General features: G+C 64.2%; 25 protein-coding genes and 1 riboswitch. Of the genes, 5 read left to right on the top strand and 20 right to left on the bottom strand.

Annotated elements, in window-relative coordinates:
- The 15 genes from ACIPUB_RS13220 to rplS form a co-directional block, all read right to left on the bottom strand.
- Positions 1-1,118 (bottom strand): YifB family Mg chelatase-like AAA ATPase (locus ACIPUB_RS13220; RefSeq protein WP_407607795.1); only part of this gene is annotated, 1,118 nt, incomplete at its 3' end.
- Positions 1,115-1,474: a YraN family protein gene (locus ACIPUB_RS13215; RefSeq protein WP_407607794.1), complete on the bottom strand. Its 360-nt coding sequence runs from the start codon at positions 1,472-1,474 to the stop codon at positions 1,115-1,117. The genes ACIPUB_RS13220 and ACIPUB_RS13215, both read right to left, overlap by 4 nt.
- A 153-nt stretch (positions 1,475-1,627) precedes the next feature.
- On the bottom strand, positions 1,628-1,804 hold the full coding sequence (locus tag ACIPUB_RS13210; protein WP_407607793.1) for a hypothetical protein: 177 nt from the start codon (positions 1,802-1,804) through the stop codon (positions 1,628-1,630).
- Positions 1,801-2,769 (bottom strand): hypothetical protein, encoded by a 969-nt coding sequence (locus tag ACIPUB_RS13205; protein ID WP_407607792.1) that lies wholly within the window; start codon positions 2,767-2,769, stop codon positions 1,801-1,803. The genes ACIPUB_RS13210 and ACIPUB_RS13205 overlap by 4 nt, the downstream gene beginning before the upstream one ends.
- 55 nt (positions 2,770-2,824) lie before the next feature.
- Positions 2,825-3,481: a hypothetical protein gene (locus tag ACIPUB_RS13200; protein ID WP_407607791.1), complete on the bottom strand. Its 657-nt coding sequence runs from the start codon at positions 3,479-3,481 to the stop codon at positions 2,825-2,827.
- A gap of 2 nt (positions 3,482-3,483) precedes the next feature.
- Positions 3,484-4,878 (bottom strand): SH3 domain-containing protein, encoded by a 1,395-nt coding sequence (locus ACIPUB_RS13195; protein ID WP_407607790.1) that lies wholly within the window; start codon positions 4,876-4,878, stop codon positions 3,484-3,486.
- A gap of 297 nt (positions 4,879-5,175) precedes the next feature.
- Entirely contained in the window at positions 5,176-5,829 is a 654-nt protein-coding gene (locus tag ACIPUB_RS13190; protein WP_407607789.1) for a hypothetical protein, read from the bottom strand.
- 2 nt (positions 5,830-5,831) lie between these two features.
- Positions 5,832-7,031: an SH3 domain-containing protein gene (locus ACIPUB_RS13185; RefSeq protein ID WP_407607788.1), complete on the bottom strand. Its 1,200-nt coding sequence runs from the start codon at positions 7,029-7,031 to the stop codon at positions 5,832-5,834.
- Between the two features lie 519 nt (positions 7,032-7,550).
- Complete coding sequence (locus tag ACIPUB_RS13180) at positions 7,551-7,871, bottom strand: DUF2469 domain-containing protein (protein WP_217388199.1); 321 nt, start codon at positions 7,869-7,871, stop codon at positions 7,551-7,553.
- Entirely contained in the window at positions 7,868-8,608 is a 741-nt protein-coding gene (locus ACIPUB_RS13175) for a ribonuclease HII (protein WP_407607787.1), read from the bottom strand. The genes ACIPUB_RS13180 and ACIPUB_RS13175 overlap by 4 nt, the downstream gene beginning before the upstream one ends.
- Positions 8,605-9,321, bottom strand: coding sequence for a signal peptidase I (lepB, locus tag ACIPUB_RS13170; RefSeq protein ID WP_407607786.1), 717 nt, complete (start codon positions 9,319-9,321; stop codon positions 8,605-8,607). The genes ACIPUB_RS13175 and lepB (ACIPUB_RS13170) overlap by 4 nt, the downstream gene beginning before the upstream one ends.
- 192 nt (positions 9,322-9,513) lie before the next feature.
- The gene (locus ACIPUB_RS13165) at positions 9,514-10,059 is read right to left on the bottom strand and encodes a hypothetical protein (protein WP_407607785.1); all 546 of its coding nucleotides are present in this window, start codon (positions 10,057-10,059) and stop codon (positions 9,514-9,516) included.
- A 170-nt stretch (positions 10,060-10,229) separates the two neighbouring features.
- Entirely contained in the window at positions 10,230-13,202 is a 2,973-nt protein-coding gene (locus tag ACIPUB_RS13160; protein WP_407607784.1) for an LPXTG cell wall anchor domain-containing protein, read from the bottom strand.
- Between the two features lie 1,095 nt (positions 13,203-14,297).
- Positions 14,298-14,987 (bottom strand): signal peptidase I, encoded by a 690-nt coding sequence (gene lepB / locus ACIPUB_RS13155; RefSeq protein ID WP_407607783.1) that lies wholly within the window; start codon positions 14,985-14,987, stop codon positions 14,298-14,300.
- 60 nt (positions 14,988-15,047) lie between these two features.
- Positions 15,048-15,407, bottom strand: a complete 360-nt coding sequence (rplS, locus tag ACIPUB_RS13150) for a 50S ribosomal protein L19 (protein WP_407607782.1) — start codon at positions 15,405-15,407, stop codon at positions 15,048-15,050.
- Between the two features lie 460 nt (positions 15,408-15,867).
- Positions 15,868-15,975: riboswitch (TPP riboswitch) on the top strand.
- Positions 15,976-15,987: 12 nt separating this feature from the next.
- Here rplS and thiC point away from each other — a divergent pair.
- Both thiC and ACIPUB_RS13140 read left to right on the top strand, forming a co-directional pair.
- Positions 15,988-17,772, top strand: coding sequence for a phosphomethylpyrimidine synthase ThiC (gene thiC / locus ACIPUB_RS13145; RefSeq protein WP_407607799.1), 1,785 nt, complete (start codon positions 15,988-15,990; stop codon positions 17,770-17,772).
- Between the two features lie 164 nt (positions 17,773-17,936).
- Positions 17,937-18,686 carry an ankyrin repeat domain-containing protein gene (locus ACIPUB_RS13140; RefSeq protein WP_407607781.1) on the top strand — a complete coding sequence of 250 codons (750 nt, stop codon included), beginning with the start codon at positions 17,937-17,939 and terminating at the stop codon, positions 18,684-18,686.
- A gap of 22 nt (positions 18,687-18,708) precedes the next feature.
- On the opposite strand, the gene trmD is transcribed toward ACIPUB_RS13140, so the two are convergent.
- The 4 genes from trmD to rpsP form a co-directional block, all read right to left on the bottom strand.
- A complete protein-coding gene (gene trmD, locus ACIPUB_RS13135; RefSeq protein ID WP_407607780.1) occupies positions 18,709-19,515 on the bottom strand; it encodes a tRNA (guanosine(37)-N1)-methyltransferase TrmD in 807 nt (268 codons plus the stop codon).
- Between the two features lie 5 nt (positions 19,516-19,520).
- The gene (gene rimM, locus ACIPUB_RS13130; protein WP_407607779.1) at positions 19,521-20,066 is read right to left on the bottom strand and encodes a ribosome maturation factor RimM; all 546 of its coding nucleotides are present in this window, start codon (positions 20,064-20,066) and stop codon (positions 19,521-19,523) included.
- Between the two features lie 239 nt (positions 20,067-20,305).
- The gene (locus ACIPUB_RS13125) at positions 20,306-20,545 is read right to left on the bottom strand and encodes an RNA-binding protein (protein ID WP_264269707.1); all 240 of its coding nucleotides are present in this window, start codon (positions 20,543-20,545) and stop codon (positions 20,306-20,308) included.
- 3 nt (positions 20,546-20,548) lie between these two features.
- Positions 20,549-20,962, bottom strand: a complete 414-nt coding sequence (gene rpsP, locus ACIPUB_RS13120; RefSeq protein ID WP_217388303.1) for a 30S ribosomal protein S16 — start codon at positions 20,960-20,962, stop codon at positions 20,549-20,551.
- 442 nt (positions 20,963-21,404) lie between these two features.
- On the opposite strand from rpsP, the gene ACIPUB_RS13115 reads away from it, so the two are divergent.
- Positions 21,405-22,037 (top strand): hypothetical protein, encoded by a 633-nt coding sequence (locus tag ACIPUB_RS13115; RefSeq protein WP_407607778.1) that lies wholly within the window; start codon positions 21,405-21,407, stop codon positions 22,035-22,037.
- 157 nt (positions 22,038-22,194) lie between these two features.
- Positions 22,195-23,094, top strand: coding sequence for a hypothetical protein (locus ACIPUB_RS13110; protein ID WP_407607777.1), 900 nt, complete (start codon positions 22,195-22,197; stop codon positions 23,092-23,094).
- Positions 23,095-23,500: 406 nt separating this feature from the next.
- Here the strand turns inward: ACIPUB_RS13110 and ACIPUB_RS13105 are convergent, their stop codons facing one another.
- The gene (locus tag ACIPUB_RS13105) at positions 23,501-24,715 is read right to left on the bottom strand and encodes an amidohydrolase (RefSeq protein ID WP_407607776.1); all 1,215 of its coding nucleotides are present in this window, start codon (positions 24,713-24,715) and stop codon (positions 23,501-23,503) included.
- Positions 24,716-24,887: 172 nt separating this feature from the next.
- On the opposite strand from ACIPUB_RS13105, the gene ACIPUB_RS13100 reads away from it, so the two are divergent.
- A complete protein-coding gene (locus tag ACIPUB_RS13100) occupies positions 24,888-26,255 on the top strand; it encodes a TrkH family potassium uptake protein (RefSeq protein ID WP_407607775.1) in 1,368 nt (455 codons plus the stop codon).
- Positions 26,256-26,278 lie beyond the last annotated feature (23 nt).

Genomic DNA, 26,278 nt, shown 5'->3' with positions numbered 1-26,278 from the left:
GTACAGGTGCAGTCGGTGCCCTTACCCAGGTTCCGCCCGCACGGACACGGGTTGGCGGCCAGCAGGAGCTGGAACCGTGCCGGGTAGCTGGCGGTGCCGGATGCCCGGTGCAGGGTGAGCACGCCGGATTCCAGCGGCTGGCGCAGCGCGTCCAGGGCCGTAGCCGAAAATTCCGGTGCCTCGTCCAGGAAAAGCACGCCCCGATGCGCGCGGGAAGCGGAGCCGGGCCGCGGGATGCCACTGCCCCCGCCGATCAGCGCCACCATGGAGGCGCTGTGGTGCGGGGACTCGAAGGGCGGGCGGCGCAGCAAGGAATCGATGGGTCGCCCGCCGGCCGACAGCGAGTGCACCGCCGTGGTTTCCAGGGCCTGGACATCGTCAAGGTCCGGCAGCAACCCGGGCAGGCGTTGGGCGAGCATGGTCTTTCCGGCCCCGGGAGGCCCGGTGAAGAGCAGGTGGTGGCCGCCGGCGGCCGCAACCTCCAGCGCGTACCGTCCCTGGGCCTGGCCCACCACCTCTGAGAGGTCCATGGCCGGCGTGCGGGTTGCCGGCCATCCGGCGCTCTTGCGCGCGGGCGAGTCATGCCGGGCCCTGTATTGCAGCTCCAGCGGATCGGCGCCGCATTCGGCAAGCACTTGGGACAGGTGGGCGTGGGACCGTACCGAGGCCCCGGCAACCAATTCCGCCTCCGCCTGGTTCTCGGTGGCGACCACGACGTTCGGGTAGCCGTCCCGCACGGCCGCCATGACGGCCGGAAGCACCCCGGAAACGGGACGCAACGATCCGTCTAGCCCGAGTTCGGCAAGGTAGACAACGCCCGGGGCCGGGGCGATGGATCGGTCCGCGGCCAGCGCCGCCAGCAGGATCGCCAGGTCGAATCCGGAGCCGCGCTTGTGCAGCGTCGCGGGCGTCAGGTTCACCGTGAGGCGGCGGTTGGGCAGCGGGATGCCGGAGTTGCGGGCCGCGGAGCGGATGCGCTCGCGCGATTCGTTGAGGGCAGCGTCGGGCAGCCCCAGCAGGATGAAGGCGGGGATGCCGTTGCCTACGTCGGCTTCCACCTCGATGAGCTGGCCGTTGAGACCGGTCAGGCCGATGCCAAGGGTGCGGGCCAGGCTCACGATTCCACCCCGATCAGGTGTTCGATACTAGGTTCGCGCCCCGGTGCCATGAGGATTGCCACCACGTCCACGCGCACGGTGTGCGGATTGCGGCGGTGGGTCATGCACCAGCGCCGCACCAGGCGTGAGAGTCGGCGCAGCTTCTGCGGGTTCACTGCCTCGGCCGGGTGCCCGAATCCCATCGAGCTGCGCGTCTTGACCTCCACCCCGACGATCCGGCCGTGGGTCTCGGCGACGATGTCCAGCTCGCCGAGCTGGCAGCGCCAATTGCGTTCCAACACTCTGTAGCCGGCGCCGGTGAGATATGAAGCGGCAAGCTCCTCGCCGGCGGCACCGAGTTCTTGGTTGTGGTTCATGGGCACACTCCTGGGTCATCCGACCGCGGGCCCCGGGCGTTGGCGGAGTTGCTGGCCGGTTGGTTTCAAGGATGAATCGGGTCGGCCGGCGAGCGCCGTGCCGCAGGCAGGAGAGTGGATAACCGCTCGCAGGGATCCCGGCGAGCGCCTGACTCAGCTAAGGGGGAAGCCGGGTACCGCGGTAGCGGCCGAAAGGACTTGGGCCTGGGCCACCCGCCGGAGGTGCCCGTCGATCTGGAGTTCGATGTCGCTCGGGCCCCTGGTGCCGCGCAGGCACAGCATCAGGAGCCCGGCCGCGAAGGTGCCCGGCACCCAGCGCTCGGGAATCATGTGCCCGGCTCCCGGGGCCCGAAGGTGCGGATGCGGCTGATTGCCTCGCGCAGCACGGAGGTCTCCAACCGGAACCGGACCTCCAGCGGTTCGGCCCTGCCGTCGGCGGCAATCGCGTCGTGAACGGTGAGGGTCCCGGTGAGTACTTCGGCCTCCGGTGCGGGATGGATCCAGAATTGGTGGTTCAGCGTGTAGCAGTGCGGCCCCACGTTCCCGTCGGCCCGGTGCGGCGCACAACGCTGCGGCGCGCCTGTGGCCGCATTGCCCAGCCGCAGGGAGATCTCGACGTTTCCGTGCTGTTCGTTGCTGCGGCGGAACCAGATCAGGCCGTCTTCGCGGGCGCCGCGCATGTTGACGTAGTCGACCATCAGCAGCACCCCGTTACCGAAGACCTGCGCGGTGTCCAGCCGTACGAACTCGGCCGGGGTTTGGTGGATCACCCGGTCCAGGACCACGGTTGCACCGAGCTCGGTGGGGCGCGGCCAATGCGTGTCGTCGGCATCCTCGGTGGACTCGTTGGCGGCGAGCAGTGCCGCCCATTCCTCCGGGGCGGTGGCCTCGTCCGGGAGGGACCGATCCGCCGGCACCTCAGGCAGGCCCTCGCCGGTGTACACCTGGTGCGCCTCCAGGAGCTCGGCCAGCGCCACATGGACGCCCCGGGAGGCAGCGAACAGCTCCGGTGCCAGCTCCGGCCGGCGCAGGGCATCTGAGATCCGTCCCTGGCGCTCCTCCAGTGCGTGGGCGTAGTCCAACAGTGCCGCGTTCAGGGCGGGGATGGAAGCGTCGAAGGCGCGCTTTCCGACCTCGGGATCGTGCTCGACGCCGCCGAACTCGAAGGACACCGAGCTGTCCTCAGAGTGGCCACCGGCGAGGAACCCGAAGTCCTCGGTTTCGGGTTCTTCCCCCTGGGCACCCCCCGGTCCGTTGGGGTCCTCGGGGTCGGGCTTGCCTGGCTGCTCGGTCATTTGGGTGGATTTCTTTCTGGTGCCTGGTTCGGACACGGGAGAAGTTGGTTCCGGACTAGCTACCGTAGGGCCAGGACCAACCGCCGTTGTCCTCGGGGTCATAGGCGACCTTCCCCGTGAGGGCATCCACGTCGAGCACGACCTTGCCCTTGACGCTTTGGCCTGGGTTGACCACCGGCGGCAGCAACACCGAATCATCGAAGCAGCCCCAGGCCGTTTCCGAGGTGACGTTGCGGTCCGCGGGCCCGCTGGAGGTGGTCACCGAGAACGCCTCGGCGACCAGCGGCATGTACAGCTCCTGTGCCCCGCCACCGACCTTCGAGGAGACGGAGGCTGCCAGGGTCGCCTCGACGTCCAGGACCAGGAACTTGGTGCGCATCGGCTTGAGTGTCTGGTTCCCCACGCGTGATGTGCACTGGCCCAGCAACTGGGTGTTGGTGACCTCGATGGTGAAGTAGCTCTTGTTCGTCTCTTCATCGACCAGGCCGGCCTTTTCGCCCGCCTTTTTCTGGACGTTGTCGAACTTGTCGATCTTCACCTCGGAGCCGGTGGACGGATCGACTTCGGCGATTGCGGGGCCTGCGACGAGGTCGCCGGGGAGCTCCCACTCCGTGCTGTTGGCGGCACCGGCCATCCCGATGCCCCAGGCCGCGAGGCCGACGGCCGCAACGCCTGAGACGACGCCGGTGACGATCTTGCCCTGCTTTTTCATGGTCAGAACCTCTTCAGATAGTCGCCGGAAGTCACGCGGATTCCGTTTTTGGTCAGATACTTGCCGATCTTCTTCGATCCCAGGTAGGCCCAGGACTTCTTGCCGTCCTTGTCGGTGACCAGCACGCGGTTGTAGTTCTGGTCGGCCAGCGGCTTATTGGGGTTGAAGCGTTCCCACTTGTCCATGTTGGCCACGGTGGCCCGGTAGCTGGCCGGCTTGATGTCCATCCGCTCGACAACCACCTTGTCGGAGGCCTTCTTGCTGGGGATGACGTAGGAGAGCCAGGTTTTGTTCGGCTGCAGGTACATGCTGTGCCTGGCGATCGTCGTCTTGGTTTCCCTGGACGTCTTCCCCTTGAGGATGTAGTAAGCCGATTGCCCCTTGCGCAACGTGCCGTAGACCGCAAACGAGTACTGGCCGGTCTTGTCCAGGTACTTGTTCGAAATCCAGCCGGTACCCTTGGAAGACCTGACGTTCGACCAACCGTTGGCGGTCTTGAGGTAGGTGACCCGCTCGTTGGCCGGTACCAGGCCCAGGCTCTTGTGCGAAGTGTCAGCTCCCTTGCGGATGTTCACCTTCACCGTTGTCCAGCGGTAGCTGGCCTTGGGTGCAGTTGTTTTGGGGGCAGTTGGCTTGATGGCGGTGTTGGCCAGGGCCGAGGTCGGCACCCACCCATTGCCCTTCCCGGTCCGTATGGCGGTCCAGCCGGTGCCGGTGCGCAGCCATTCGACCTTGGTGTTTTTCTCCACCGTGGTGACCCTGCCGGATTTGTTGCTGGTGCTCTTGTAAACGACCTGCTTGGACTTCAACCATCGGTTGACCACGGCGGGATTGGTCTTGGAAAGACGTGCGGATTCCATGAAGCCGGTCTTGCCCGAAACCTTGACCTTGGTCCATGCCCCGGAGGCGGAGAGGAATTCGACCTTGGCCCGGCGCTGGTAGGACCCCAACGACTGGCTCTTGGCCGATGCGCTCTTGCGCAGGGTGGTGAAGCCGGTGGTGTAGCGGTGCGCGATCGACTGTGGCTTGGGCGCGGTTTTCCGGGCGGCGGGTGCGTTCTTGAGGTACCGGGAGGACAACCACCCGGTCTTGCCCTTGTAGGTTGTCTTGCTCCAGGTGCCGCTGGTTTCGGTGACGGTGACGGCGGTGTTCTTCGGGACCGTCAGCAGTACCCTCGTCCGAGTGCTCTTGCCCTGGCGCAGGTTCAGGTTATTGGTGGTCGCCTTCTTCAGGTTCACCTTTTTCGCGGCGATGCCTGCCGCAGCCGCGCTTGGCTCCAGGACCATCGGCGCTGCCCCGGCCGTTCCCGTTGCCGGAGCGTGTACCTGGCCGGCCGCCGGCAACACAAAGCCGGTGCTGCTTCCTGTCACCGCGACGGCGAGTGCCAGCGCCGTCATGATTCGTTTCTTCTGCAATCGGATCCCCCCATTGGTCCTGGTTCCACTCGATGCTGCGCACCGCCGTGGTGGTGGCCCGTGCGAAGGATCTTGATCCGCCATACGTACGCCGAATCGAGTTTTTATGCTTCCGCTTGATCATAGCGTCAGAATGTTCGAAATCCGGGTTTCACCGGGAAATCTCCGGCGAAGTCGACAAGTGAGGTGTTTTGGATATCGAACCTTCGGCATGGTGGCCCAGAGGTTCACGCCCGAGCGCGGGGCAATGGACGACTCGGCCCCTCAGTCCTCACCGGGCTATCCTCCGTACGGCCACGACCATCCGCCGTTGTTCTCGGGGTCGTAGGTGACCTGTCCCGTGAGGGCATCCACGTCAAGCACCAACTTGCCCGTGACGCTCTGGCCGGGGTTGACCACCGGAGGCAACAACACGGCGTCATCGAAGCAGCCCCAGGCCGTTTCCGATGTGACGTTGCGATCCGGGGTCCCGCTGGATCCGGCCACCGAGAACGTCTCCGCCACCAGCGGCATGTACAGCTCGCCGCCCTCTCCGCCGACGTTCTTTGAGACGTTGGCGTCCAAGGATGCGGTGATGTCCAGGACCAGGAACGCCGCGCGCGTCGGCTTGAGCTTGTCGATGCCGACACGGGGATCGCATTGGTCCACCACTTCACTGTTCGTGACTTCGATGGTGAAATAGCTCTTGTTGGTCCGCGCGTCGACCAGGCCGGCCTTTTCGCCGGCGCTTTTCTCCACGTTGTCGAATTTGTCGGTCTTGACCTTGTCGCCGGTGGTGGGGTTGGTTTCCGCAACCACGGGCCCCGCATCGAGATCGGGTGGAGGCTCCGGAGCATCGCCGCTGGCCGTGCCCGCCAGCCCGATCCCCCACGCGCCAAGGCCGACGAGAACCGCGACCGAGGCCACGGCGGTGATGGCCTTGCCCTGCTTCATGGCTAGAACCTCCTCAAGTAGTCGCCGGAGGTCACGCGGATCCCGCTCTTGGTCAGGTAGTTGCTGATCTTCGAGGCGCCGACATAGGCCCACGACCTCTTGCCATCCTGGTCGGTGACCAGCTTGCGGTTGTAGTTCTGGTCGGCCAGCGGCTTGCGGGGATCGAAGCGTTCCCACTTGTCCAGGTTAGCCAAGGTCGAATGGTAGTAGACGGGTTTGATGACCATGCGCTCCACGACCACCGAACGGGCGAACGACGAGGATGGAATGATGAACGACCACCAGGTCTGGTCAGGCTTGAGGTACATGTTGAAATAGGGCACCCGCGTCTTCGTTTCGCTTGCAGTTCGCCCCCGCAACAGGTGGTAGGCGGATTGCCCCTTGCGCAGCGTCCCGTAGACGGACACCGGATGCTGACCCACGGTGGCCAGGTAGCGGTTGGTGATCCAGCCGGTTCCCTTCGAGGATTTCACGTTCGACCACCCCTTGGAGGACTTGATGTAGGTGACTCGCTCGTTGGCACGCACCACGCCCAAGCTGGCGTACGACGTTCCGGGCCCCTTGCGCACGTTCACGTTCGCCGTGGTCCAGCGGTACGTGGTCTTGGGTGCCGGCGACGTCGAAGAGGACGCGTTCTTTAGGTAGCGCGAGGCCACCCAGCCGGTCTTGCCCTTGTAGCTGGTCCGGCTCCACGATCCGCTGGTCTGCGTGACCTTGATCGTGGTGTTCTTCGGGATCAGCACCAGCACCTTGGTGCCGGTGCTCTTGCCCTGGCGCAGGTTCAGGTTGTAGGTGGTGACCTTCTGGTTCTGCGGCTTCGCCGGGGCCTTGGCCGCGGGCGCGTTCTTCAGGTAGCGCGACGCCACCCAGCCCGACTTTCCTTTGTAGTTGGTTTTACTCCAGGTTCCGCTGGTCTCGGTGACGGTGAGTGCGGAATTTTTGGGGATCGTGACCAGCACCTTGGTGCCGGTGCTCTTGCCCTGCCGCAGGTTCAGGTTGTAGGTGTTGACCTTCTTGAGATTCACCTTCTTCGCCGCGATGCCGGCAGCTGCCGCGGCGGGATGGAACGCCGTGGGTGGCGTCAACGCGGCTGCCTGCGCAGCAGCGACTTCATGGATGATTGTTGGTGGGGAAAAGCCCGTACTGCTTCCGGTTACCGCGACGGCGAGGGCAAGTGCCGTGACGATTTTCTTCTTTTGCAAGTGATTCACCCCGTAGGTTTTCGTCCTTCTCGGTTCTGTGCGTTGCCGCGGAAGTGGCCCCGATGAAGGCGCGTGCCTCACCACCGATGTGACGCATAGACGTTATTGTTGCCGCTCGATGACCATAGTTCAACCATCGAATGTGCCTTTATTGGTAAAGTTTCCGCAATTACCGGAAAGGTGACGCGCTACACGTGGATTCTTTTTGAAGTATCCCGAGCTGGTGTCCGATCGACCGGCCGAAAATGGGCGCGAAGAATTCCCGGGAAGGCCTCACGGCGAGTCGCGGGGGGCAGGTCCGGGGAAAAGGCCTTCGTGGATTCGGGCATCCAACCCGGTTTTCCATCTCCCTGCGGAATCACGGCGGGAGTCGCGTGGCGGGATTGGGGGGGCGAGCCTGTCGCAGCCCGCGGGGCGACCCGGAGCAGGAAGCAAGACTGCCCCCGAATCCGCCCCGCGAACGGCGGGACGGCTTCGGGGGCAGGGACCGCCATGACTAGGCGATCGTGGCCGGAGCGGCTAGTTCAGCCCCTCCTTGGGAATGGACAGGTCATCGACGCGGTTCAGTTCCTCGATGTTCACGTCCTTGAACGTCACGATGCGCACCGACTGCACGAAGCGGCCGGTGCGGTAGACGTCCCAGACCCAGGCGTCGGTGAGCGTGAGGTCGAAGAAGACCTCGCCGTCGGCCGAGCGGGTCTTCAGGTCAACGTTGTTGGCCAGGTAAAAACGCCGCTCGGTTTCCACGACGTAATTAAAGAGGTTCGCCACGTCCTTGTATTCGCGGTAGAGCTGTAGCTCGAGTTCCGCTTCGTAGTTCTCCAGGTCTTCGGCACTCATGGTGTTTTCCCCTCGCCCCCTGACTCGATGTTCGTTCCCGGCACCTTGGGTGTCAGCTGCCAGGTCTTCCGATGGTATTCGCACGCCCCGTGCTCGGCGATGCCGGCGCGGTGGGCGGCTGTGCCATACCCCTTGTTTCGTATCCAACCGTACGCCGGGTAGCTCACATCGTACCCATCCATGAGCGCGTCGCGTTCGACCTTAGCCAAGATGGAGGCTGCTGCGATGGACAGCGCGAGCAAGTCGCCCTTGATCAGGGTGTGGACAGGAATCTGTAGGCCGTCGATGTCCTGGGTCGCTCCGAAACCGGGAACCAGGGAATCCAGCAGCGTGGGCTGTGCGGTGGCCGAGAGCCAGTCCAGGTTTCCGTCAAGCAGCACCGCGTCGGCTTCCTGGACGCCGTGCGCAAGGGTGGCTGCGCGCAGCCCGGCCAGGCGCAGGGCAGGAACCAGCCCCAGCGCGTCGATCTCCGCTGCGCTGGCGTGGCCCACGCCCCAGGAGGCTGCCCAGTCCTTGATCGCCGGGACCAATTCGTGGCGCAGCGCCGCCGAGAGGAGTTTGGAGTCGCGCACCCCCGGCAGTTGCGGCGAGGTGTCCGGGTCGATCACGACATAACCAACGGAGACGGGTCCGGCCAGGGAACCGCGGCCGACCTCGTCGGCAGCCCCGATGAACCGGTGGCCCCCCGCGGCGGCCAGTGCCAGTTCATGCTTCAGGGTGGGTGCAGTCGATGTCATTGGTTCGCCGGCACAGGGACGCCGGCGAAGACCTCGTCCTCGCCGGAGATGCCGCCGAGGCGGTCCAGCGGCCAGGAGATGACCGCTGCCCTTCCCTCGACGGCCGAAAGGTCGACGAAGCCCTCCTGCAAGTCCTCGTGGAAGCGGGAGTCGGCGGAGGCACCCCGATGGTCGCCCATGACCCAGATCTTGCCCTCCGGGACGGTCTTGGTGAACTCGGAGTCCGAGGGGTTGTCACCCGGGTAGACGTAGGGCTCGGTGATTTCCACGCCGTTGACGCTTAGTCTGCCGTCGGCGGAGCAACACTCGACGGTGTCTCCGGGCATGCCGATGATCCGCTTGATCAGGTGTTGGCTGGACGGGTCCGGGAGCAGTCCGACGAAGGTGAAGAAGTCGCTGACGGCGTTGGTCTCGGGCGAAGGGATCGGGGGAAGCCAGCCCTCTTCGTCGCGGAACACCACAACGTCACCGCGCGAGAGCTCGAACGGGCCCGGTGCCATGAGGTTGGCGAAGATGCGGTCGTTGACCTGCAGCGTTTGTTCCATGGAGCCCGAGGGGATGTAGAAGGCGCGGAAGAAGAATGTCTTGACGACCAGTGATATCACCAGGGCCACCACGACGATGATCAGGACTTCGCGGATGGCGGCCCACACGGGGTTTCGTTTTTTCCGCGGTCGATCGGGTGTTGCGGCTGCGTCGCTGGCGTGGCTCACGTGGGTGCAGGCCCTTTCAATTTTCTGTCTTCGCTATCAATGCGGGATGCTCCGATCCGTCTGCCCCGGAATACTGCCGAAGCCCAAATACGGTCCCTCAGCTACAACCCTACGTCGCGTTCCGCGTCTTGTTAGTTCGTGGCGCGCCTGCGACGGTCGAAAGGCGCACCACGAACTCCGGGGGGCGAGTTGTCAGCCGGAGCTGGCGGGGGTTGCCGGTCCGTCGGATTCCACAAACTTCAGCTCGATGTCTCCGGTGACCTTGTCATCTTTGAGCCCCTTCTCGATGCCCGCAAGCTGGGCGGGGTCGACGGCGAGTGTGATGGAGCCGTCCCGTCCGGACGGGAGGTAGCGGTGGATGGCAGTGGCGATGTCCCCGCCCTGTTCGCGCTGCCAGGACATGACCTTGCCAATGGCGGCCTCGAGTTCGGCGGCCGAATGCTTCGCCAGGTGTGCCACCGCACCGGCCTCCGTGACGGTGGCCGCGGAGGCCTGGTCGATGACTGCGACGTGCAGTTTGTTCCCCTCGATCCAGCCCTCGGAGTAGTTGTCCCCCAGGGTTTCCTTGAGTGATTCGTTGAGTTGGAGCAAATCCGGATCCTGGCTCTCGTTCGGTGCGGCGCTGAGTGTCGCCGGGGGTGTCGGGCTGGAGGAGGCCGGGCTTCCGGTCTCGTTGCCGCAGGCGGAAAGCAGGAGCATCGCCGCCAACGCGACTCCGCCCAGTGCGGTTCGTGCCATGGGGTTGTTCAAATGAGTGACCACCTTCTGATGTTGGACGAGTCTAAGGGAGGTTCCGGGGCGTTGGCTGGATGAGGCGTGGGAAAAGCAGGGGCCTTCCGCGGAATGACAAGCAATTCCGCGGAAGGCCCCCCTCGCTCACGAGTCCCGGCTAGCCGAGGACCACGTGGTTAGGCACTGTGGAGCCCGGAGTTGTTCTTGCGGCGCAAGAGCATGAACAACCCGCCTGCAACCATCAGTGCACCGCCTGCGGCAATAATTGGCAGGACGGCGTTCGCGCCGGTGTTGGCCAGGCCGCCGTTGCCGCTGTCATCGCCGTTGATCTCGCCCTGCGGAACGACCGGAGCCTTGGAAGGCTCGGAGTCCTGCGTGGGTTCCGGCGAAGCGGTTGGCTCTTCGGTCGGTTCTTCGGTCGGTTCCGGCTTCGGTGCCGCGGCTACGGTGAAGGTGTTTGATATGGCCGCCGAGGCAACCCCGTCAATGACCTGTACCGCCGTGACCTTGTGGTCGCCGGCTTCCAGGTCCTCCGGGACCATGACGGTCCAGGCGCCATTGACCACGACTGCTGCAACCTCGGCTTCGCCGCTTGCCGCGTCAGCGGTTTCTGCGACGTTGCCGTTGGCCGCAACAGCGGAGGACAGTTCGGTGCCGTCAAGGCTCACCTTGATCGTGGCCCCGTTAATGCCGAAACCGCTGATGGTCTTCGGGGCCTTGTCGAAGGCGAACTCCTGGCCATCGGCTGGCGAATCGATCGACGGTGCCACCGGAACGACCTTGAAGTCGCTCTTCACCGAAGAAGACGTGGTCTCGCCGACGTTCTGCACAGCGGTGATGCTGTGGGATCCGTAGGACAGGCCTTCTTGAAGCTCGACGCTCCAGGCACCGTCCTTGCCCACGACAACTTCGCGCGTGACGGCACCGGTCAACTTCACGGTTGCGCCGGCAACGCCGGTTCCCGAAATCACGGACTGTGCCTCGGTGAAGGTCTTACCGTTTGCCGGGCCGGTGATGGCCGGTGCGGCGAGCTGGACCTTGAAGGAACTGGTGGTGGTCTTCGAGGTTTCGCCGCCCTTGGCCTGGGTGGCCGAAATGGCGTACTCGCCGTAAGACAGCGCGGTGGGAAGCTTGACGCTCCATGTGCCGTCTGCGGCGACCATTGCGGCGCCCGTGGCATCCCCGGCGAGTGTCACCGTGGCCCCGACAACGCCGGTACCCGAGATGGTGGACACCGGTGCGTAGAGCGTGGCGTCGTTCTTCGGGGTGGTGATGACCGGCGCACCAATCACGACGTTCACCGATCCTGCCGTGGTGACGGACTTGTTGAATCCGTTGACAGTCTGCAGGGTGAAGTCGTACTTGCCGAACTCCTCGGGAACCTTGAAGCTGAACTTGCCCGCGGTGACTGTGGCCTTCTTGACCAACTTGCCGCCGGAGACAACCCGAACGTGCGATCCGGAGGGAGCGCCCGCCACGGTGCCGGAGATCGTTGAGCCTGCCGTGACGTCGGCACCGTTGGAGGGCGAGGCCACCGCCGGGGCGTTGAGGAACAGGGCGATGGAGTAGCCCTTGGCGTGCTTCAGCCCGTCCTTGATGTCGGTGAAGTACGCACGACCTTCGTCGTTCGAGGAGACCGCGCTCGTGACGCCGACAGCTGTGCCGCCGGAAATGGCCGATCCGCCGGAGTCGCCCTCGTTGGCTTTCGCCAGGCCCGCGTTGGCCATGCCGAAGCCGCGAACGCCGCGTACGTCGCCCTCACCGTTGTATCCGCCGACCAGGAAGATGCCGACCTCGTCCACGGTGCCACAGGTCCAGCCGGTGGTGCGTCCGGACTTGCAGATTCCGGCGCCGATGACGGCACTGGCGACTCCTGTCACCTTGGTGCCGGAGTCGCGCTCGTCGGCACCCTTCCAGTCGGTGACCATGGACTTGAGGTCCAAGTCCGGGTTGATCGCATCGATGACGGAGATGTCGGTCCCGACATTGCCCAGGTCCTCGACCTTCGTTGCAGTGTCGATGCCTGTCACCGGCGAATTGCCCGGTCCGCCGAACTGTGAGAATCCGAAGGTACCCAAGGGCGCGCCGATCCCCTCGAACTCGTTCGGAGCGGTGTGCTCCATGATGTTGACCTTGGTGATGTCACCGTCGTGCTCACAGTGCCCTGCCGAAATTGCTGCGTCGCCACCGTCGGCGTTGAAGCCGCTGAAGCCAATCGAGCACAGCGCGATAGCCGTGCCGGTTGTTCGGGCACCGTAGCCCATGCCGCCGAGCACATCGCCGGCTGCCGCAGACTTTGCCGGCCCTTCTGCCTTCTCGATGGTGACCTTGGTGTATTGCTGGGCGAATTCCTCCGGCGTCATCTTCTCGCTGAACCGCAGGGCCGTGGCCTTGGGGGTCTCGGATGGGTTCTTGCCTTCCACCTCGGCGGTTCCGCCGGTACGGATGACAAAGCTGTTTGACCCGGTCTTCATGACCGCTTGAAGCTGGGAAACAGCCTTCGGGTCAACGCTTTGGACGTATGCCGCGAGAAGTGACTCGGCGCTCTTGGGCATCGCCTTGGCCACGACCTCCGGCTTGGCCGTGGCCTCAGTCTTCGGGCTCTCAATGACCGGGAGCTTGGACGGAGCAGCCTTGGGGTCCTTCGTCTCCGGTGCCTTCTTGGTCTCGACCTTTTTAGGCGCGACCGTGGCTTCGGCTTCGGGCGCTGTCACTATGCGCAATTCAACGTCCGTGCCCTTGGTCAGCTCGTCAAGTTTCGTGGTGACGGCCCTAAGAGATGACGCAGCTACCGTGACATTGATTTTGTTCTCTTCGATGGCAAAGTCGGCGGCAAGTTCCGACTGTCCCAATTCCTTCGAGAGCGACTCGACAACCGAGCTCAGCTCGCCGTTCTTGTAGAACTCTTCAATGGTGATGCCGAGGTCGCGTTCGACGGCCTCTTCCAGGCCGCTTGGCAGCGCCGCCGGGCTCTGGTCCTGTGATGCTTCAGCGCTCGTGACGGCCGAAGTCTCCGTTGACGCAGGCTCCGGGGCGACGGAAGTCGTGGCGATCGCCGGTACGGTAGCGAAGCTGCTACCTAGCACCAGCGCCGTGGTCGCGGCAGCAATGCTGCCGCGCTTCAATAGCGCACGTGAGGATTCGTGCATATGTGAGGTCTCCCAATTCAAGGTGTGGTACCTCGCTTTTGTGTGCACCGTGGCTGTCATGGGACATCCGTTTGGGCACACCGCGAGCAATGAGTGTTACCAAAATGAAACCCTAACCTCTGTATATATCCCCCAACAAACAGCGCCGCCCCAAAACTCCAGCGTTTCGAATAATTGATGCGTCAACCAACTGGATGCACTTCCGCATGATTCCGCGTCAAGGCGGGACGGAGACGGGCGTCACTGGGCGCGACACGCCCGGGACAATATTCGGGGGATTCCCCGCGTAACTTTTAGATATTTCCCAGCGTCCATGCATTTTTCTGTGCTGACGGCCGGCAAGGTGTCCCGTTCAAATCGGCGCACGCTATGTGAAGATTATGGAAACCTTATGGGAATACTTGAAGTTCGACACCGGGCACAGACTGAGGGGATCGAGCGCGTACACGCGAATTACCTGCTGGAGGGTTCCGTTCCATGTTCCCGAAATCTTGAAGCATTGACGCTCACCAGGCGGCGGGAATCGAAGTTTCCAGCCAGCTCGAGGCGGCACCGACTACCGCGCACCAGTCAGATCGTTGGCCGATCGGCCATGATCATTCCAACGCTCCTTGCCCGACAATGCGGGTGCCCTGGGCAGGGGAAAGATGCAGTGACATGCAGGTAGTCAAGTAGCCGACGATCACCCAACGAAGCATTCATTCCCTTGCCCAGCACGGCAAGGCCTCGCGCAGTGGATGGTTGGCTACATTCGGAGACCACTCGGACATGGAGTCGCGAAGTGCCCTCTGGTTCCTGTTCGGCAGGTATGTTTGCCGATATCCGTCTAGCTCATCGATGCGACGGCAACGGTCGCTTCCGGGTGTTCTTTGCCTGTGGTTTCCTCCGGCACGCAGACTCCCCGTACGTCCGGGATCGCACGGGGAGTCTGCCCACTAAGTCGACGGATCGTCTCCGTGATTGGGTGCCGCGCATCGAGAAGCCCCGGATTTTGGTCAGCCGGGTAGGGTGGGGCGGAACGAGGGTTTGCCAGGATGCCGACGGCCGGTCGACGGCTGCCGGCCGTCACTACATGTTGCGGGGAGCGGTGTTCGGTTATTCGGCGAGGGGTAGCCCACGCAATACGGATGAGCCATCGATGGGTCGCTTGTCTTCCAATGGCCACACCACTTCGGCTACCTTGCCAATGACACGATCCGTGTCGATCATGCCGCCACCTGGCGCGCCCATCAGCGCACGCGAATCCTCGGATACCGAGCGGTGGTCCCCCATGACCCATAGACGACCCTCGGGTACGTGCACATCGAATTCCACGTCACTCGGTTTGTCCCCGCCAAAGACGTAGGGCTCCTCCACCGGGACACCGTTGATGCTCAGGTGCCCGTCCGGGCCGCAGCAGCTGACGGTGTCGCCCCCGACTCCGATGACGCGCTTTACATACACCGAATCACTTCCGGCCAGGCGCAGTGCCCAGGCCAGTGTATCCAGGGCAGTGGGGCGCTGGTAGGGCAGGAACGAGCCGCGGCCGTCGAAGATGACCACATCCCCGCGTTGGATCTCGACGTCCTTGTAGGAAAGCCGGTTCACCAGCAAGCCCTCACCCGGGTTCAACGTGGATTCCATGGAAGTGGATCCGATGTAGAAGAAGTCAACGACCGTGGCGCGAACTCCAAGGGTGATCACCGCCGCCGCAGCAAGCGCGCCTACGGCAAAGCGCCAGCCCCTCGAAGGGGACCGGCGCTTTGTCGAAGCGGAAAAACGTTCCGATTCAGTAGTTTGATCCACGATGGATCCCCATCCCCGCCGTCCGAAGGACGGCTTGGATAGAGGTTCTCGCTTTTCTGGCTACTTGGCAGTCCGGAAGTCGCGCTTTTCGCGGATCTTCGCAGCCTTGCCGTGGCGATCGCGCATGTAGAACAGCTTCGCGCGGCGAACGTCGCCACGGGTTACCAGTTCGACCTTTTCCAGAACCGGGGAGTGTACCGGGAAGGTACGCTCTACGCCGACGCCGAAGGAGACCTTGCGAACGGTGAAGGTTTCGCGAACGCCGTCGCCCTGGCGACCAAGGACGAAGCCCTGGAATACCTGAACACGGGAGTTCTTGCCTTCGATGATGTTGACGTGAACCTTGACGGTGTCACCGGCGCGGAAGTCCGGGACATCGCTGCGCAGCGAGGCTGCGTCGACAGAGTCGAGAATACGCATGAATGCATCTCCTAGGCAGACGCCGCAGGTCATCTACCTTAGACACGGACCGTTATTGTTCCTCATGACGCGCGAAGGCGTCGAGGGAAAGATGTGGCGGTCCGGAGCTTGGTACCGTGATCCGTTTGCGGATCAGCGGTAGGTCGGACTGTTGATTCGTTCCCCCTGCGGCAGGAGCAGAACCCAGTAGACCCAAGAATCCATTTTGCCACACTCCGGGGCAAGCTGCGAAGTTCCTTCCCTGCGGCCAGGTCCGTCAAAGTTCGATTGGCTTCGGGCCTTCGCCTTGAACGCCGGCAAAATTGCCGAATCGTGCCCATCGAATCGGGCCGCTCGTGCAGATTCCACAGCGAATATTGTCGCTGACCGCACAGCAGGCCGGTACGGGGACGTGAGCAGGGCCACCACGCCAGTGCGCAAGGTCACACTCGATGCCAGATGAATGTTGTGATAGTTTCACTTACGACCACACGGGAGCCCTTGCAGGGGCTGAGATCGAGCTGAAGCAGCAAGAGACCGTTGAACCTGTCCGGGTAATGCCGGCGAAGGAAGTGAGTACTCCTTGAACAACACCATTTCAATGCACAGCCCTGTCCAAAACGCCTCGGAAGCAGCAGAGACCCAGTCCCTGAAGTCCCATTCCCTGGCTTATCTCGAGGACGCCGAATCGGGGATCCGGGTCCCGGTCACCGAAATCGCCTTGGAGCCATCCCCCGGCGGCAAGGCCAACGCCCCGCTGCAGGTGTATCGCACCGCCGGCCCCGGCAGTGACCCGGTCGTGGGCTTGCCGCCCTTCCGCGGCGAGTGGATCGCGGATCGTTCGGACACCGAGGCCTATGGCGGTCGGGAGCGGAACCTGCTGGACGACGGCAAGTCCGCATTGCGCCGCGGAGCGGCATCGGCCGAATGGAAGGGAGCACGGCACCAGCCGCGGCGCGCGGAACCCGGAAAACGCGTGACCCAAATGCACTACGCCCGCCGGGGAATCATCACCCCCGAAATGCGCTTTGTGGCGCTGCGCGAGAACTGCGACGTGGAACTGGTGCGCAGCGAGGTCGCTGCGGGCAGGGCCATCATCCCGTCAAACATCAACCACCCCGAGTCCGAGCCAATGATCATCGGCAAGGCGTTCCTGGTGAAGATCAATGCCAACATCGGCAACTCTGCGGTCACCAGCTCAATTGCCGAGGAGGTGGACAAGCTCCAGTGGGCCACCTTGTGGGGCGCCGACACCGTGATGGACCTGTCCACCGGCGATGACATCCACACCACCCGCGAATGGCTGATCCGCAACGCCCCGGTTCCCATCGGCACCGTGCCGATCTACCAGGCACTGGAAAAGGTCAACGGCGAAGCCAACGCACTGACCTGGGAAATCTACCGCGACACCGTGATCGAGCAGTGCGAACAGGGCGTCGACTACATGACCGTCCACGCCGGCGTGCTGTTGCGCTACGTGCCGCTGTCGGCCAACCGCGTGACCGGCATCGTCTCGCGCGGCGGGGCCATCATGGCCGGCTGGTGCCTGGCGCACCACCAGGAGAATTTCCTCTACACCCACTTCGACGAGCTGTGCGAGATCTTCGCGAAGTACGACGTGGCGTTCTCCCTGGGTGACGGTCTGCGCCCGGGGTCCATCGCCGACGCCAACGACGCAGCGCAGTTCGCCGAGCTGGACACCCTGGCCGAGCTGACCAAGCGCGCTTGGAAGTACGACGTGCAGGTCATGGTCGAGGGCCCCGGGCACATCCCCTTCCACCTCGTACGGGAGAACGTGGAGCGCCAGCAGGAGTTGTGCGACGGCGCTCCGTTCTACACGCTTGGCCCGCTGGTCACCGACATTGCGCCCGGCTATGACCACATCACCAGCGCCATCGGCGCCACGGAGATAGCCCGCTACGGCACCGCGATGCTCTGCTACGTCACGCCCAAGGAACACCTGGGGCTGCCCAACAAGGACGACGTGAAGACCGGCGTGATCACCTACAAGATCGCAGCCCACGCCGCGGACCTGGCCAAGGGGCACCCGGGTGCATCCGTACGCGACGACGCGCTGAGCAAGGCGCGCTTCGAGTTCCGCTGGCGCGACCAGTTCGCCCTGTCGCTGGACCCGGTCACGGCCGAGTCGTTCCACGACGAGACGCTGCCTGCAGAACCGGCAAAGACCGCGCACTTCTGTTCCATGTGCGGGCCGAAGTTCTGCTCGATGCGCATCAGCCAGGACATCCGGGACGAATTCGGCTCGGCCGATTCGCAGGCCGCCATCGCAGAAATGGTCAGCGGGATGCGCGAAAAGAGCCAGGAATTCCTGGCCGCCGGAGGCAAGGTCTACCTGCCCGAGCTCGAGGTACCGAGCAAGGCGTAGCATCCCTTCCCGCATGTAGCCCCAACGGGCACCTGCCCCAACGGACGCGTCTTCCCCGGGTTTCCATGCGTTCAACGCGGGGAAGACGCGTTCATTGTGGCGGGTTGAACGCCGCAACGATCGTGGCCACTCACCTCGGCGTCGCCCCGGACTAGGATGGGTCCATGTCCAACCGACATTCAACCTCCACCTTGATCACAGGGGCGCTGGTTGCCGCCCTCCTTGGTTTGGGTGCCTGCAGCATCCCCACGACGGGCGTCCGGGAAACCTCGACGCCACGGGCAAGCACGTCGGATAGCGGGACCGTCGACGTGACGTCGCCGGGGGAATCCCTGGTCGCGGCGGCGGTGGCCAATGACGCCGAGCAGGTACGAAGACTGCTCGATGCCGGGGTTTCGGCCAACTACCGCGGCACCGATGGCCGGCCGGTGCTGGTATCCGCAACCCGCGCCAACGCAGTGGACGCGGCCCGGGAACTGATCCGTCGGGGGGCCGACGTGAATGCAAAGGATCAGATCTCGGATTCGGCATTCCTGTATGCCGGGGCGGAGGGGCTCAACGACATCCTGGAACTCACACTGGAAAACGGCGCGGATGTGGGAAGCACCAATCGTTACGGCGGCACCGCACTCATTCCCGCCTGCGAACACGCCCACGTCGAAACCGTAAGACTGCTCCTGGACGCCAAGGTCGCCGTCGACCACGTGAATGATCTTGGGTGGACCTGCCTTCTGGAGACCGTCATTTTGGGCACAGGTGGTCCGGAACACCAGGAAGTCGTGCGGCTGGTCATCGACGCCGGCGGGGATGTCTCCATTGCGGATTCCGATGGGACCACGGCGCTCGAGCATGCCCGCCGGGGACAGCAAAGCGCGGTGGTCGGCCTCCTGGAAAGTGCCGAACCACCGCGCTAGGCGGCCTACAATCGCGTGGGCCTTAGGCGAGCTCGTCCTTCGGAATGATCTTGCCCTCGGATATGGCAAAGCCGCTGTGCCATAGGGTGTCGCGGTCGTGCCGGTTCAGCGTGGAGGGATCCAGCTGCACGATCAAGTCGGGGCGGCGGGACGCGGTGCGCTCAAGTTGCTTGTTGCGGCGGAAGCGGGCGATCTTGCCGTGGTTGCCGGAGAGCAACACCTCGGGGACCTCCCGGCCCTCCCAGGTTCCGGGCTTGGTGTACACGGGGTACTCCAGCAATCCGTCGGAGTGCGACTCCTCGACCAGCGACTCCGGGTTTCCAATGACGCCGGGAATCAGCCGGCCAATGGCCTCGACCATGGCCAGCACCGCTACCTCTCCCCCGTTGAGCACGTAGTCCCCGATCGAAACCGGGCGGACGTCAAATGCCTCGGCGGCGTGCTCCAGGACCCGCTCGTCGATGCCCTCGTATCGGCCGCAGGCAAAGGCCAGGTGCTCGGCTTCGGCCAGCTCGTAGGCCATGGCCTGGTTGAAGACCGCGCCGGCGGGCGAGGGGACGATCAAGATGGGCTTGTTCCCGGACGTTGCGGAAAGCGGGGACTCGGTGGCAATCCGATCCAGCACCGCGCCCCAGGGTTCCGGCTTCATGACCATGCCTGCACCGCCGCCGTAGGGGGTGTCATCCACGGTGCGGTGGCGATCGTGGGTATGGTCGCGCAGGTCGTGCACGTTCAAATCCAGCACCTTTTCCCGCCTGGCCTTGCCGATCAGCGACAGGTCCAGGGCCGCGAGGTACTCCGGGAAAATCGAGACAACGTCAATGCGCATCGGGCCTAGGCTTCCTCTGCCGGTGCGTTGGTGTCCGCGACGTCTTCACGGTTGATGTCGAACAGGCCTGCAGGCGGGGTCATCAGGATGTAGCCGCCGGCGATGTTGACCTCGGGCACGATGCTCTCCACGAACGGGACGTAGATCTCGTCGCCTTCGGTGGATTCAACAACCAGCAAATCCTGGACGTTGCCGGTGCGCAGCGCGATGACCTTGCCGACGACCTTCTCCCCCACGCGGGCTTCGAGGTCCACGAGCTCGTGCTCGTACCAGCCCTCGGAATCGTCCTCGACCTCGTCGGTGTCGATGAAAAGCTTGGCCCCGCGCATCGTTTCCGCGGTGTTGCGGTCCAGCAGCTCTTCGAAGGCCAGCAACAGGATTTCCTTGTTCCAGCGGGCACCCTCGACGGTGAGCTTCTTGACGGTGGGGTGCTCGACCTCGAAGACGGCACCCGGGGCAAAACGATCTTCGGGTGCGTCGGTGAGGACCTGCACCGTCACCTCTCCGCGGATACCGTGCGGCTTGCCAATGCGGGCGACCTGGAGGCGCATGCGTTTTCTCCTTGAATACAAATCGGTGGGTTGCCGGCCTTGGCCGGCAGGGGCGTGCGCTCAGGGGACCTACATCCCATGAACACACTTTTCTAGGTTCAATCTTACGTGCGACTTGGTTGTTGCAGGCTCCTCGCCGCTGACGGCTGCGTCGCTCGTCGGGGCTTAAACCACTTTGGTCCCACGATCCGTCATGGATCGTGGGACCAAAGCCAGACAAGGCTGTGTGGTGAGGCTGGCTACCGGCGACGGTCCGTGTCGACTACGTCAACACGAATCGGTTCCTCCGCCAGAGCGGCTACCACGGTGCGCAGCGCCTTGGCGGTGCGACCCTGACGGCCAATGACCCGACCGAGATCCTCGGGGTGCACACGCACCTCGAGAATGTCACCGCGACGATTCCCCTTCAACGCAACCTGTACGTCTTCCGGGGTGTCTACGATGCCACGTACCAGGTGATCCAGCGCATCAACGAGCACTGGCTACTCGGCCTCGGTTGCTTCTGCCTCGACCTCGGCCTCGGCAGCCGGCTTCTCGGCCTTCTTGGTGATGGCCTCGGGCAGGATGACCGAACCCTTCTCCGGAACAACGAATGCCGGCTTGGCTTCCTTGACGCGCAAGGTGCCTTCCTGGCCTTCGATGCCCTTGAACTTCTGCCAGTCACCGGTGATCTTCAAGATCGCGGCAACCTGCTCGGTCGGCTGGGCGCCGACGGAGAGCCAGTACTGGGCGCGGTCGGACTTGACCTCGATGAACGAAGGCTCTTCGGTCGGGTGGTACTTGCCGATTTCTTCAATCGCACGGCCATCGCGCTTGGAGCGCGCATCCATGACGACGATACGGTAGTAAGGGGCGCGAATCTTGCCGAAACGCTTCAGACGAATTTTAACGGCCACGGTAGTGGTCACTCCTGTTTTCTCAACATGTGCGAATCCCTGTTTCTGCACCCGTGGGGCGGGCCATACCGCAGATCTTCAAAAGGACAGGATTCAACGCGGAGAGAGGGGCCACATCAAATCGAGTACCTGTCCATTATGCCAGAAAGTTTTGGACTGACGGGACATGTCACGTCATTTCCCTAGGGCCGTGTCCGATGACACAGCAACCATAGACGTTTGCATCGGTTCCGGTTGCCGATCGCAACGCCCCCCGGTCAGCCATCCGTCCACGAGGGCAACCACGAAACCGCGCATCCAGATCCAGGATCGGCGAGTCCCCTCCGTGGGAGCCGACAGAGTTTCGCCGTCCAGAGCCCGAACGATCACTTGTCCTTGGTATATTCGGTGTCCACTCGGGGCCTGTTCGAAGTCCCGGGATCAAGGAGGAACAGGGATCTCGATGGCACCGGCCGACAAATGGAAGCGCGCCCAGCACGGTGACCCCTTCTGGAGCCAGCAAAGTGAGAGCCTGCGGGCTGAACACGTGGCTCCCCTCAACGAACTGATCGGTCGACTTGGTGATGACAAGGACGGAGTGCGACTGCCGTTGGCAGCCCCGTGGCACGGCGGGATTCACGCCCGTGCCCTGATGGTGCTCAATGACGCGGGCGAACCACGGGACGAAACCAGGTTCATGTGCATCAGGAACCCGGACCGCGCAGCGGACCGCCAACGTCACCTGATGACGGAGTTCGACATCGATCCGGCAGATCTCTGCCACTGGAACGGCTATCCCTGGCCACGCCTTGATCCCAAGCGGGACCTGACGCCGGAGCAGTCGCTCGAAGGGGGAAGGGCGCTCTTGGAGGTCATGGACTTGATGACGGACCTGAAGATGCTGCTGCTCCTGGGACGAAAGGCGCAGGACGCCGCGGACGCGGTTCTCCCGGAAATCACGTCGGGCTATCCGGACCTGCACATCGTGCGTTCGCTTCACCCGTTGGGTGCCAAGCGGACCGTCGACCGGGAAGAGCAGAAACGCGTCTGGGCTGGAATCGCCAGCCGATTGCGTGAGGGCAAGCAGGATTCTTGACGCCCTCTGGCGGTGCCGCATGCCAGCATCCCGACTCTCCGTGTACCCGGCGGTTGGCCGGGAGCGACCCAGTGACGCGTGATACGTCGGCCCCTCCGGGCTACGGGTTCGGCTTCAGGCCGTGCCATGCTTGTGGTTCGACCCCCTCGAAAGATTCATGAGAGAACCCTTCATGCCCCGCAAGATGATTGACCCCGAATTCAGGAACTCGCAGGAATCGGAGTTGTGGGCTGAACACGTTGCACCCCTCAATTCCCTGGTTCAGGACCTGCGCGCCACTGCCCCGGAGGGTGCCGGAACCATCCCCTTCGTTGCGCCCCTGCACGGCGGCACCGATGCCACCGTCCTGTGCCTGATGCCGGCTCCCGAAGTCGCCAACCGCACCGAGGACGGCGAGGACATCCTCTCTACCGAGGATGACAATGCCGCCGCCGAGGCACTGGCTACCTTGCTGGACGAGTCCGGAATCGATGCCAAGGAAGTCGTCCTCTGGCACGCCTTCCCCTGGTACCGGGCCGAGGGTGCTTCCGGGCGGCTCACCGGTGCCGAGCAGAACGCCGGGGTCGAGCCTATGGGTAAGCTGTTGCGCCTGGTTCCGAATCTCCGTGCTGTCATCCTGATGGGCAAGGGGCCGGAGGAATTTTGGTCCAAGGTAGCCAGGAAATCACCCCAGGCGGTCACCCGAATCACTGCCATTCCCAGTTTCTCCCCGGCACCCCTCTCACTCAGCGGCACCACCGCCCAACGGACCGAGCGAATCGCCCGGCGTTCGGAGGCCATGCGGGAGGCACGCAGGATCGTGAAGGCCCCGCGCGGTCCGGCAGGCCCCCGTCGCGAGACCATGGTCCGGGCCGAGGATCTCGGACCGGAACACCTGCGGCGCGTCATCGAGGTCAGCGACGGCAACCAAACCCTGCACGGCCCCCTGCTCAAGGCCTTCCAGCCGAGCCCGGAATGGCGGGTGACGCTGACCGTGGACGTGGCAGGCCAGCGCCGGGCGCTGGGCGTCACTGCCGACACCTGGGTGCGGGTCTACCGCGGCGCCGGCATCCGCTAGCAGCGCCCGGTTCGTTCCCGTGCACGAAAATGCCTGTTCGTCGAAGATTGCTCTTCCGACGAACAGGCATTTTCTTGTGTTCTCGAGGTGGCCATAGGGATCAGCCACGCCGCATGGCGGTTATTTCGATACCTTGCGTACGGGGTCAAGGATCATTTCGCCCGCCGACTTCGTGCGCTTTTCGGCGCGCTTCTCCTTGATGGACTTTGAAGGTTTCTTGGCCTCAGCCTTACGCGGTGACTTCGACATTCTGTGCCGTCCTAGCCGGGAATGCTCGGCATTCCCAAAAGTTAGGGGAAAGTACCCCTACCGCCACACCATACGCTGTATTGCTGCGAACTTGTCCGGACCTGCCGGATTCCGCTCACGGCACCATGGGTTCCCCCCGGGCCGGGGCAGGTGCCCACTAGCCAAGCCATACCCGTGCGGCCGTCACCAGGGCCTCGATGCCCACGTTCAGGGTCGGCTGGATCCGCGGGGCAAAATGCGGTGAATGGTTCGACGGAATGCCCTCGGGCATCCTGCCGGTGCTCTCGAAGTTCTTGATCAGGCCCGGGTCCTCCCCGCCCAGCAGCCAGTACACCAGCGGCACCCCCGCTGCCGTGGCGAGAACACCGACATCCTCGCTGCCTGCCACCGGACCCGGGTCAATGACCTTCCCCGCACCGAATCGCTCGACGAGCGCCGCGGTTACCCGCGTCGACGCATCGAGGTCATTGACGGTCAGTGGGAAATGTTCCTCCGGCGTGATCACCGGTTCCCTGGGCGACCCCGAGGCCATGGCCTCCCCGCGCACGACCCGTTCGATGGAATTAAGCATCTTGGCGCGCACACTCTCGTCAAAGGTCCGCACGCTCAGGCCCAGGGTGGCCTGCGCGGCAATGATGTTGTTCTTGGTGCCGGCATGGATCTGCCCGACGGTCAGCACCGCCTGATCGCTGGCGGCAAGTTCCCGCGAGACGATGCCCTGCAGGCGCATGGTGGTGGCGGCCGCCAAAAGCACCGGGTCCACGGTGGTTTCGGGCCGCGAACCGTGCCCGCCAGACCCATGCAGGGTGATGTTCAGCGAATCGGCCGAGGCCATGGCAACGCCGGGGCGCAGTCCGATCCATCCGGCGGGGAACGGCGCCACGTGTTGTCCGAGCACCACGTCCGGTGCGGGCAGCTTGTCGAAGAGCCCGGCGTCAACCATCGCTTGGGCCCCGCCGCCGGCTTCCTCGGCCGGTTGGAAGAGCGCCAGCAGCGTCCCGGACCACGAGCCGCGCTCGCCCGCAAGTCTTTCCACGGCTCCCAGCAAGCAGGTGACGTGCACGTCGTGGCCGCAGGCATGCATGACGGGTACCAGGCGTCCGTCGGGGCCGATGCCCGTGGCGGTGCTGGCATATTCCAGGCCGGTCGCCTCCAGAACCGGCAAGCCGTCCATGTCCGCGCGCAGCATGACCGTCGGCCCGGGCCCGTTTGCCAGGACCCCGACCACCCCGGTGCCTCCAATGCCTTCCTGGACTTCCAGGCCAAGTTCACGCAGGTGCCCGGAAACAATCCCGGCCGTGCGGTGTTCCTGGAAAGAAAGTTCGGGGTTGGCGTGCAGGTCACGGTACAGGCTCTCGACGTCTATGCTCATGGGCTCGAGTCTATGACCCTAATACCCCGCAGTGAATGGCAATGGCGTTTCTCCGTGCGCGGGCGTATCGGCCACGGGATTCCCCCGCAGCGGCGTGGCCGCACCTCGAGGATTCGGGCGCCCCTGCGCTCGGATCCGAGGATTCGCGCCCGCAGCGCATATTCTGGGTTTCATGCCCCTCACCGTTAGCAAGTCCCGGGCCCTTGCCCGGGCACTGCTCCCCCGGCATCCGGCCCAGGGCATCGCCCTTGGCTTCGGAACGGCCATTGCCCTGGGAACTGCCGTCCTGATGCTCCCGATGGCCAAGGTCGGCCCCGGCGGCGCCGGATTCCTCGAGGCCCTGTTCACCGCCACCTCAGCCGTGTGCGTTACCGGGCTGGCGGTCGTTGACACGGCCATCTACTGGACCCCCTTCGGGCAGGTGGCGATCCTCGTGCTGATCCAGCTCGGCGGCTTTGGCATCATGTCCTTCGCCTCGCTACTCGGTGTGCTGATGGCCAGGCGATTGGGGCTCAAGTCCCGCATCCAGGCCGCGGCGGAAACCAAGAGCACGGGCTTCGGCGACGTGCGCTCGGTGCTGCTGGGCGTCCTGTGCATCACCGTGGCAACCGAACTTGTCGTGGCCCTGGCGCTGACCCTCCGCTTCTCCGCGGGGCTGGGCAACACCTGGGGACACTCCCTGTGGCTGGGCGTTTTCCACTCCGTCTCCGCGTTCAACAATGCCGGGTTCGCACTCTTCAGCGACAGCCTGATGGGTTTCGTGGGCGACCCGTGGATCTGCCTCCCGATCGCCGCGGCCATCATCGTCGGCGGCCTGGGCTTCCCGGTGCTCTTCGAGCTCGGGCGCCACTACCGCAGGCCACTGCACTGGACCATGAACACCAAGCTGGTCGTCGTTGGAACGGCTGGACTGCTGGCCATGGGCACCGCGTTCATCTGCGCCCTGGAATGGTCAAACCCCAAGACCCTAGGCGTGCTGTCCACGGCGGACAAGCTGCTGGCGGGGTTCTTCCAGTCGGTCATGACCCGCACCGCCGGGTTCAACTCCGTGGACTTCGGCCAGATGGATCCGGCGACCTGGCTGGGTGTCGACGTCCTGATGTTCATTGGCGGCGGGCCGGCCGGCACCGCGGGCGGACTCAAGATCACCACGTTCGCCGTGCTGTTCTTCATCCTGCTCACCGAGGTCCAGGGCGGCACCGCGGTGAACATCTTCGGCAAGCGGCTCTCGCGTTCGGTCCACCGCCAGGCGATCACCATCGTGCTGTTGGCCGTGGCGCTGGTCACCGGTTCCACCATGGCGCTGATGCTGATGACCGACTTCGGCCTGGACCGGCTGCTCTTTGAAACGATCTCCGCGTTCGCCACCGTGGGCCTGTCCACCGGAATCACCGCCTCCCTGCCCCCTGCGGGCCAGCTGCTGTTGGTGTTCCTCATGTTCATCGGGCGGCTGGGGCCGGTGACGCTGGCCTCCGCGCTCGCGTTGCGCGCCCGACCCGTGATGTACGAATTCCCGAAAGAGAGGCCACTCATTGGCTAAGCACCATCTGTTCACCCCAAAGT

It is taken from the genome of Paeniglutamicibacter sp. ORCA_105 (genome assembly GCF_045798545.1).
Lineage (GTDB): Bacteria > Actinomycetota > Actinomycetes > Actinomycetales > Micrococcaceae > Paeniglutamicibacter > Paeniglutamicibacter sulfureus.
The sequence above is the reverse complement of the archived record's forward strand: the minus strand, read 5'-3'. Positions and strand labels throughout refer to the sequence as shown.

What these genes read in the sequence shown, in the direction of transcription:
- ACIPUB_RS13200 (WP_407607791.1), bottom strand. Translation starts at nt 3,481, where the DNA reads ATGAAAAAGCAGGGCAAGATCGTCACCGGCGTCGTCTCAGGCGTTGCG.
- ACIPUB_RS13110 (WP_407607777.1), top strand. Translation starts at nt 22,195, where the DNA reads ATGAGAGAACCCTTCATGCCCCGCAAGATGATTGACCCCGAATTCAGG.
- rimM (WP_407607779.1), bottom strand. Translation starts at nt 20,066, where the DNA reads ATGCGCCTCCAGGTCGCCCGCATTGGCAAGCCGCACGGTATCCGCGGA.
- ACIPUB_RS13100 (WP_407607775.1), top strand. Translation starts at nt 24,888, where the DNA reads ATGCCCCTCACCGTTAGCAAGTCCCGGGCCCTTGCCCGGGCACTGCTC.
- ACIPUB_RS13115 (WP_407607778.1), top strand. Translation starts at nt 21,405, where the DNA reads ATGGCACCGGCCGACAAATGGAAGCGCGCCCAGCACGGTGACCCCTTC.
- ACIPUB_RS13210 (WP_407607793.1), bottom strand. Translation starts at nt 1,804, where the DNA reads ATGATTCCCGAGCGCTGGGTGCCGGGCACCTTCGCGGCCGGGCTCCTG.
- ACIPUB_RS13215 (WP_407607794.1), bottom strand. Translation starts at nt 1,474, where the DNA reads ATGAACCACAACCAAGAACTCGGTGCCGCCGGCGAGGAGCTTGCCGCT.
- ACIPUB_RS13105 (WP_407607776.1), bottom strand. Translation starts at nt 24,715, where the DNA reads ATGAGCATAGACGTCGAGAGCCTGTACCGTGACCTGCACGCCAACCCC.
- trmD (WP_407607780.1), bottom strand. Translation starts at nt 19,515, where the DNA reads ATGCGCATTGACGTTGTCTCGATTTTCCCGGAGTACCTCGCGGCCCTG.
- ACIPUB_RS13190 (WP_407607789.1), bottom strand. Translation starts at nt 5,829, where the DNA reads ATGAAGCAGGGCAAGGCCATCACCGCCGTGGCCTCGGTCGCGGTTCTC.
- ACIPUB_RS13205 (WP_407607792.1), bottom strand. Translation starts at nt 2,769, where the DNA reads ATGACCGAGCAGCCAGGCAAGCCCGACCCCGAGGACCCCAACGGACCG.
- ACIPUB_RS13180 (WP_217388199.1), bottom strand. Translation starts at nt 7,871, where the DNA reads ATGAGTGCCGAAGACCTGGAGAACTACGAAGCGGAACTCGAGCTACAG.
- rplS (WP_407607782.1), bottom strand. Translation starts at nt 15,407, where the DNA reads ATGCGTATTCTCGACTCTGTCGACGCAGCCTCGCTGCGCAGCGATGTC.
- ACIPUB_RS13160 (WP_407607784.1), bottom strand. Translation starts at nt 13,202, where the DNA reads ATGCACGAATCCTCACGTGCGCTATTGAAGCGCGGCAGCATTGCTGCC.
- thiC (WP_407607799.1), top strand. Translation starts at nt 15,988, where the DNA reads ATGCACAGCCCTGTCCAAAACGCCTCGGAAGCAGCAGAGACCCAGTCC.
- ACIPUB_RS13175 (WP_407607787.1), bottom strand. Translation starts at nt 8,608, where the DNA reads ATGACATCGACTGCACCCACCCTGAAGCATGAACTGGCACTGGCCGCC.
- ACIPUB_RS13140 (WP_407607781.1), top strand. Translation starts at nt 17,937, where the DNA reads ATGTCCAACCGACATTCAACCTCCACCTTGATCACAGGGGCGCTGGTT.
- ACIPUB_RS13195 (WP_407607790.1), bottom strand. Translation starts at nt 4,878, where the DNA reads ATGACGGCGCTGGCACTCGCCGTCGCGGTGACAGGAAGCAGCACCGGC.
- ACIPUB_RS13165 (WP_407607785.1), bottom strand. Translation starts at nt 10,059, where the DNA reads ATGGCACGAACCGCACTGGGCGGAGTCGCGTTGGCGGCGATGCTCCTG.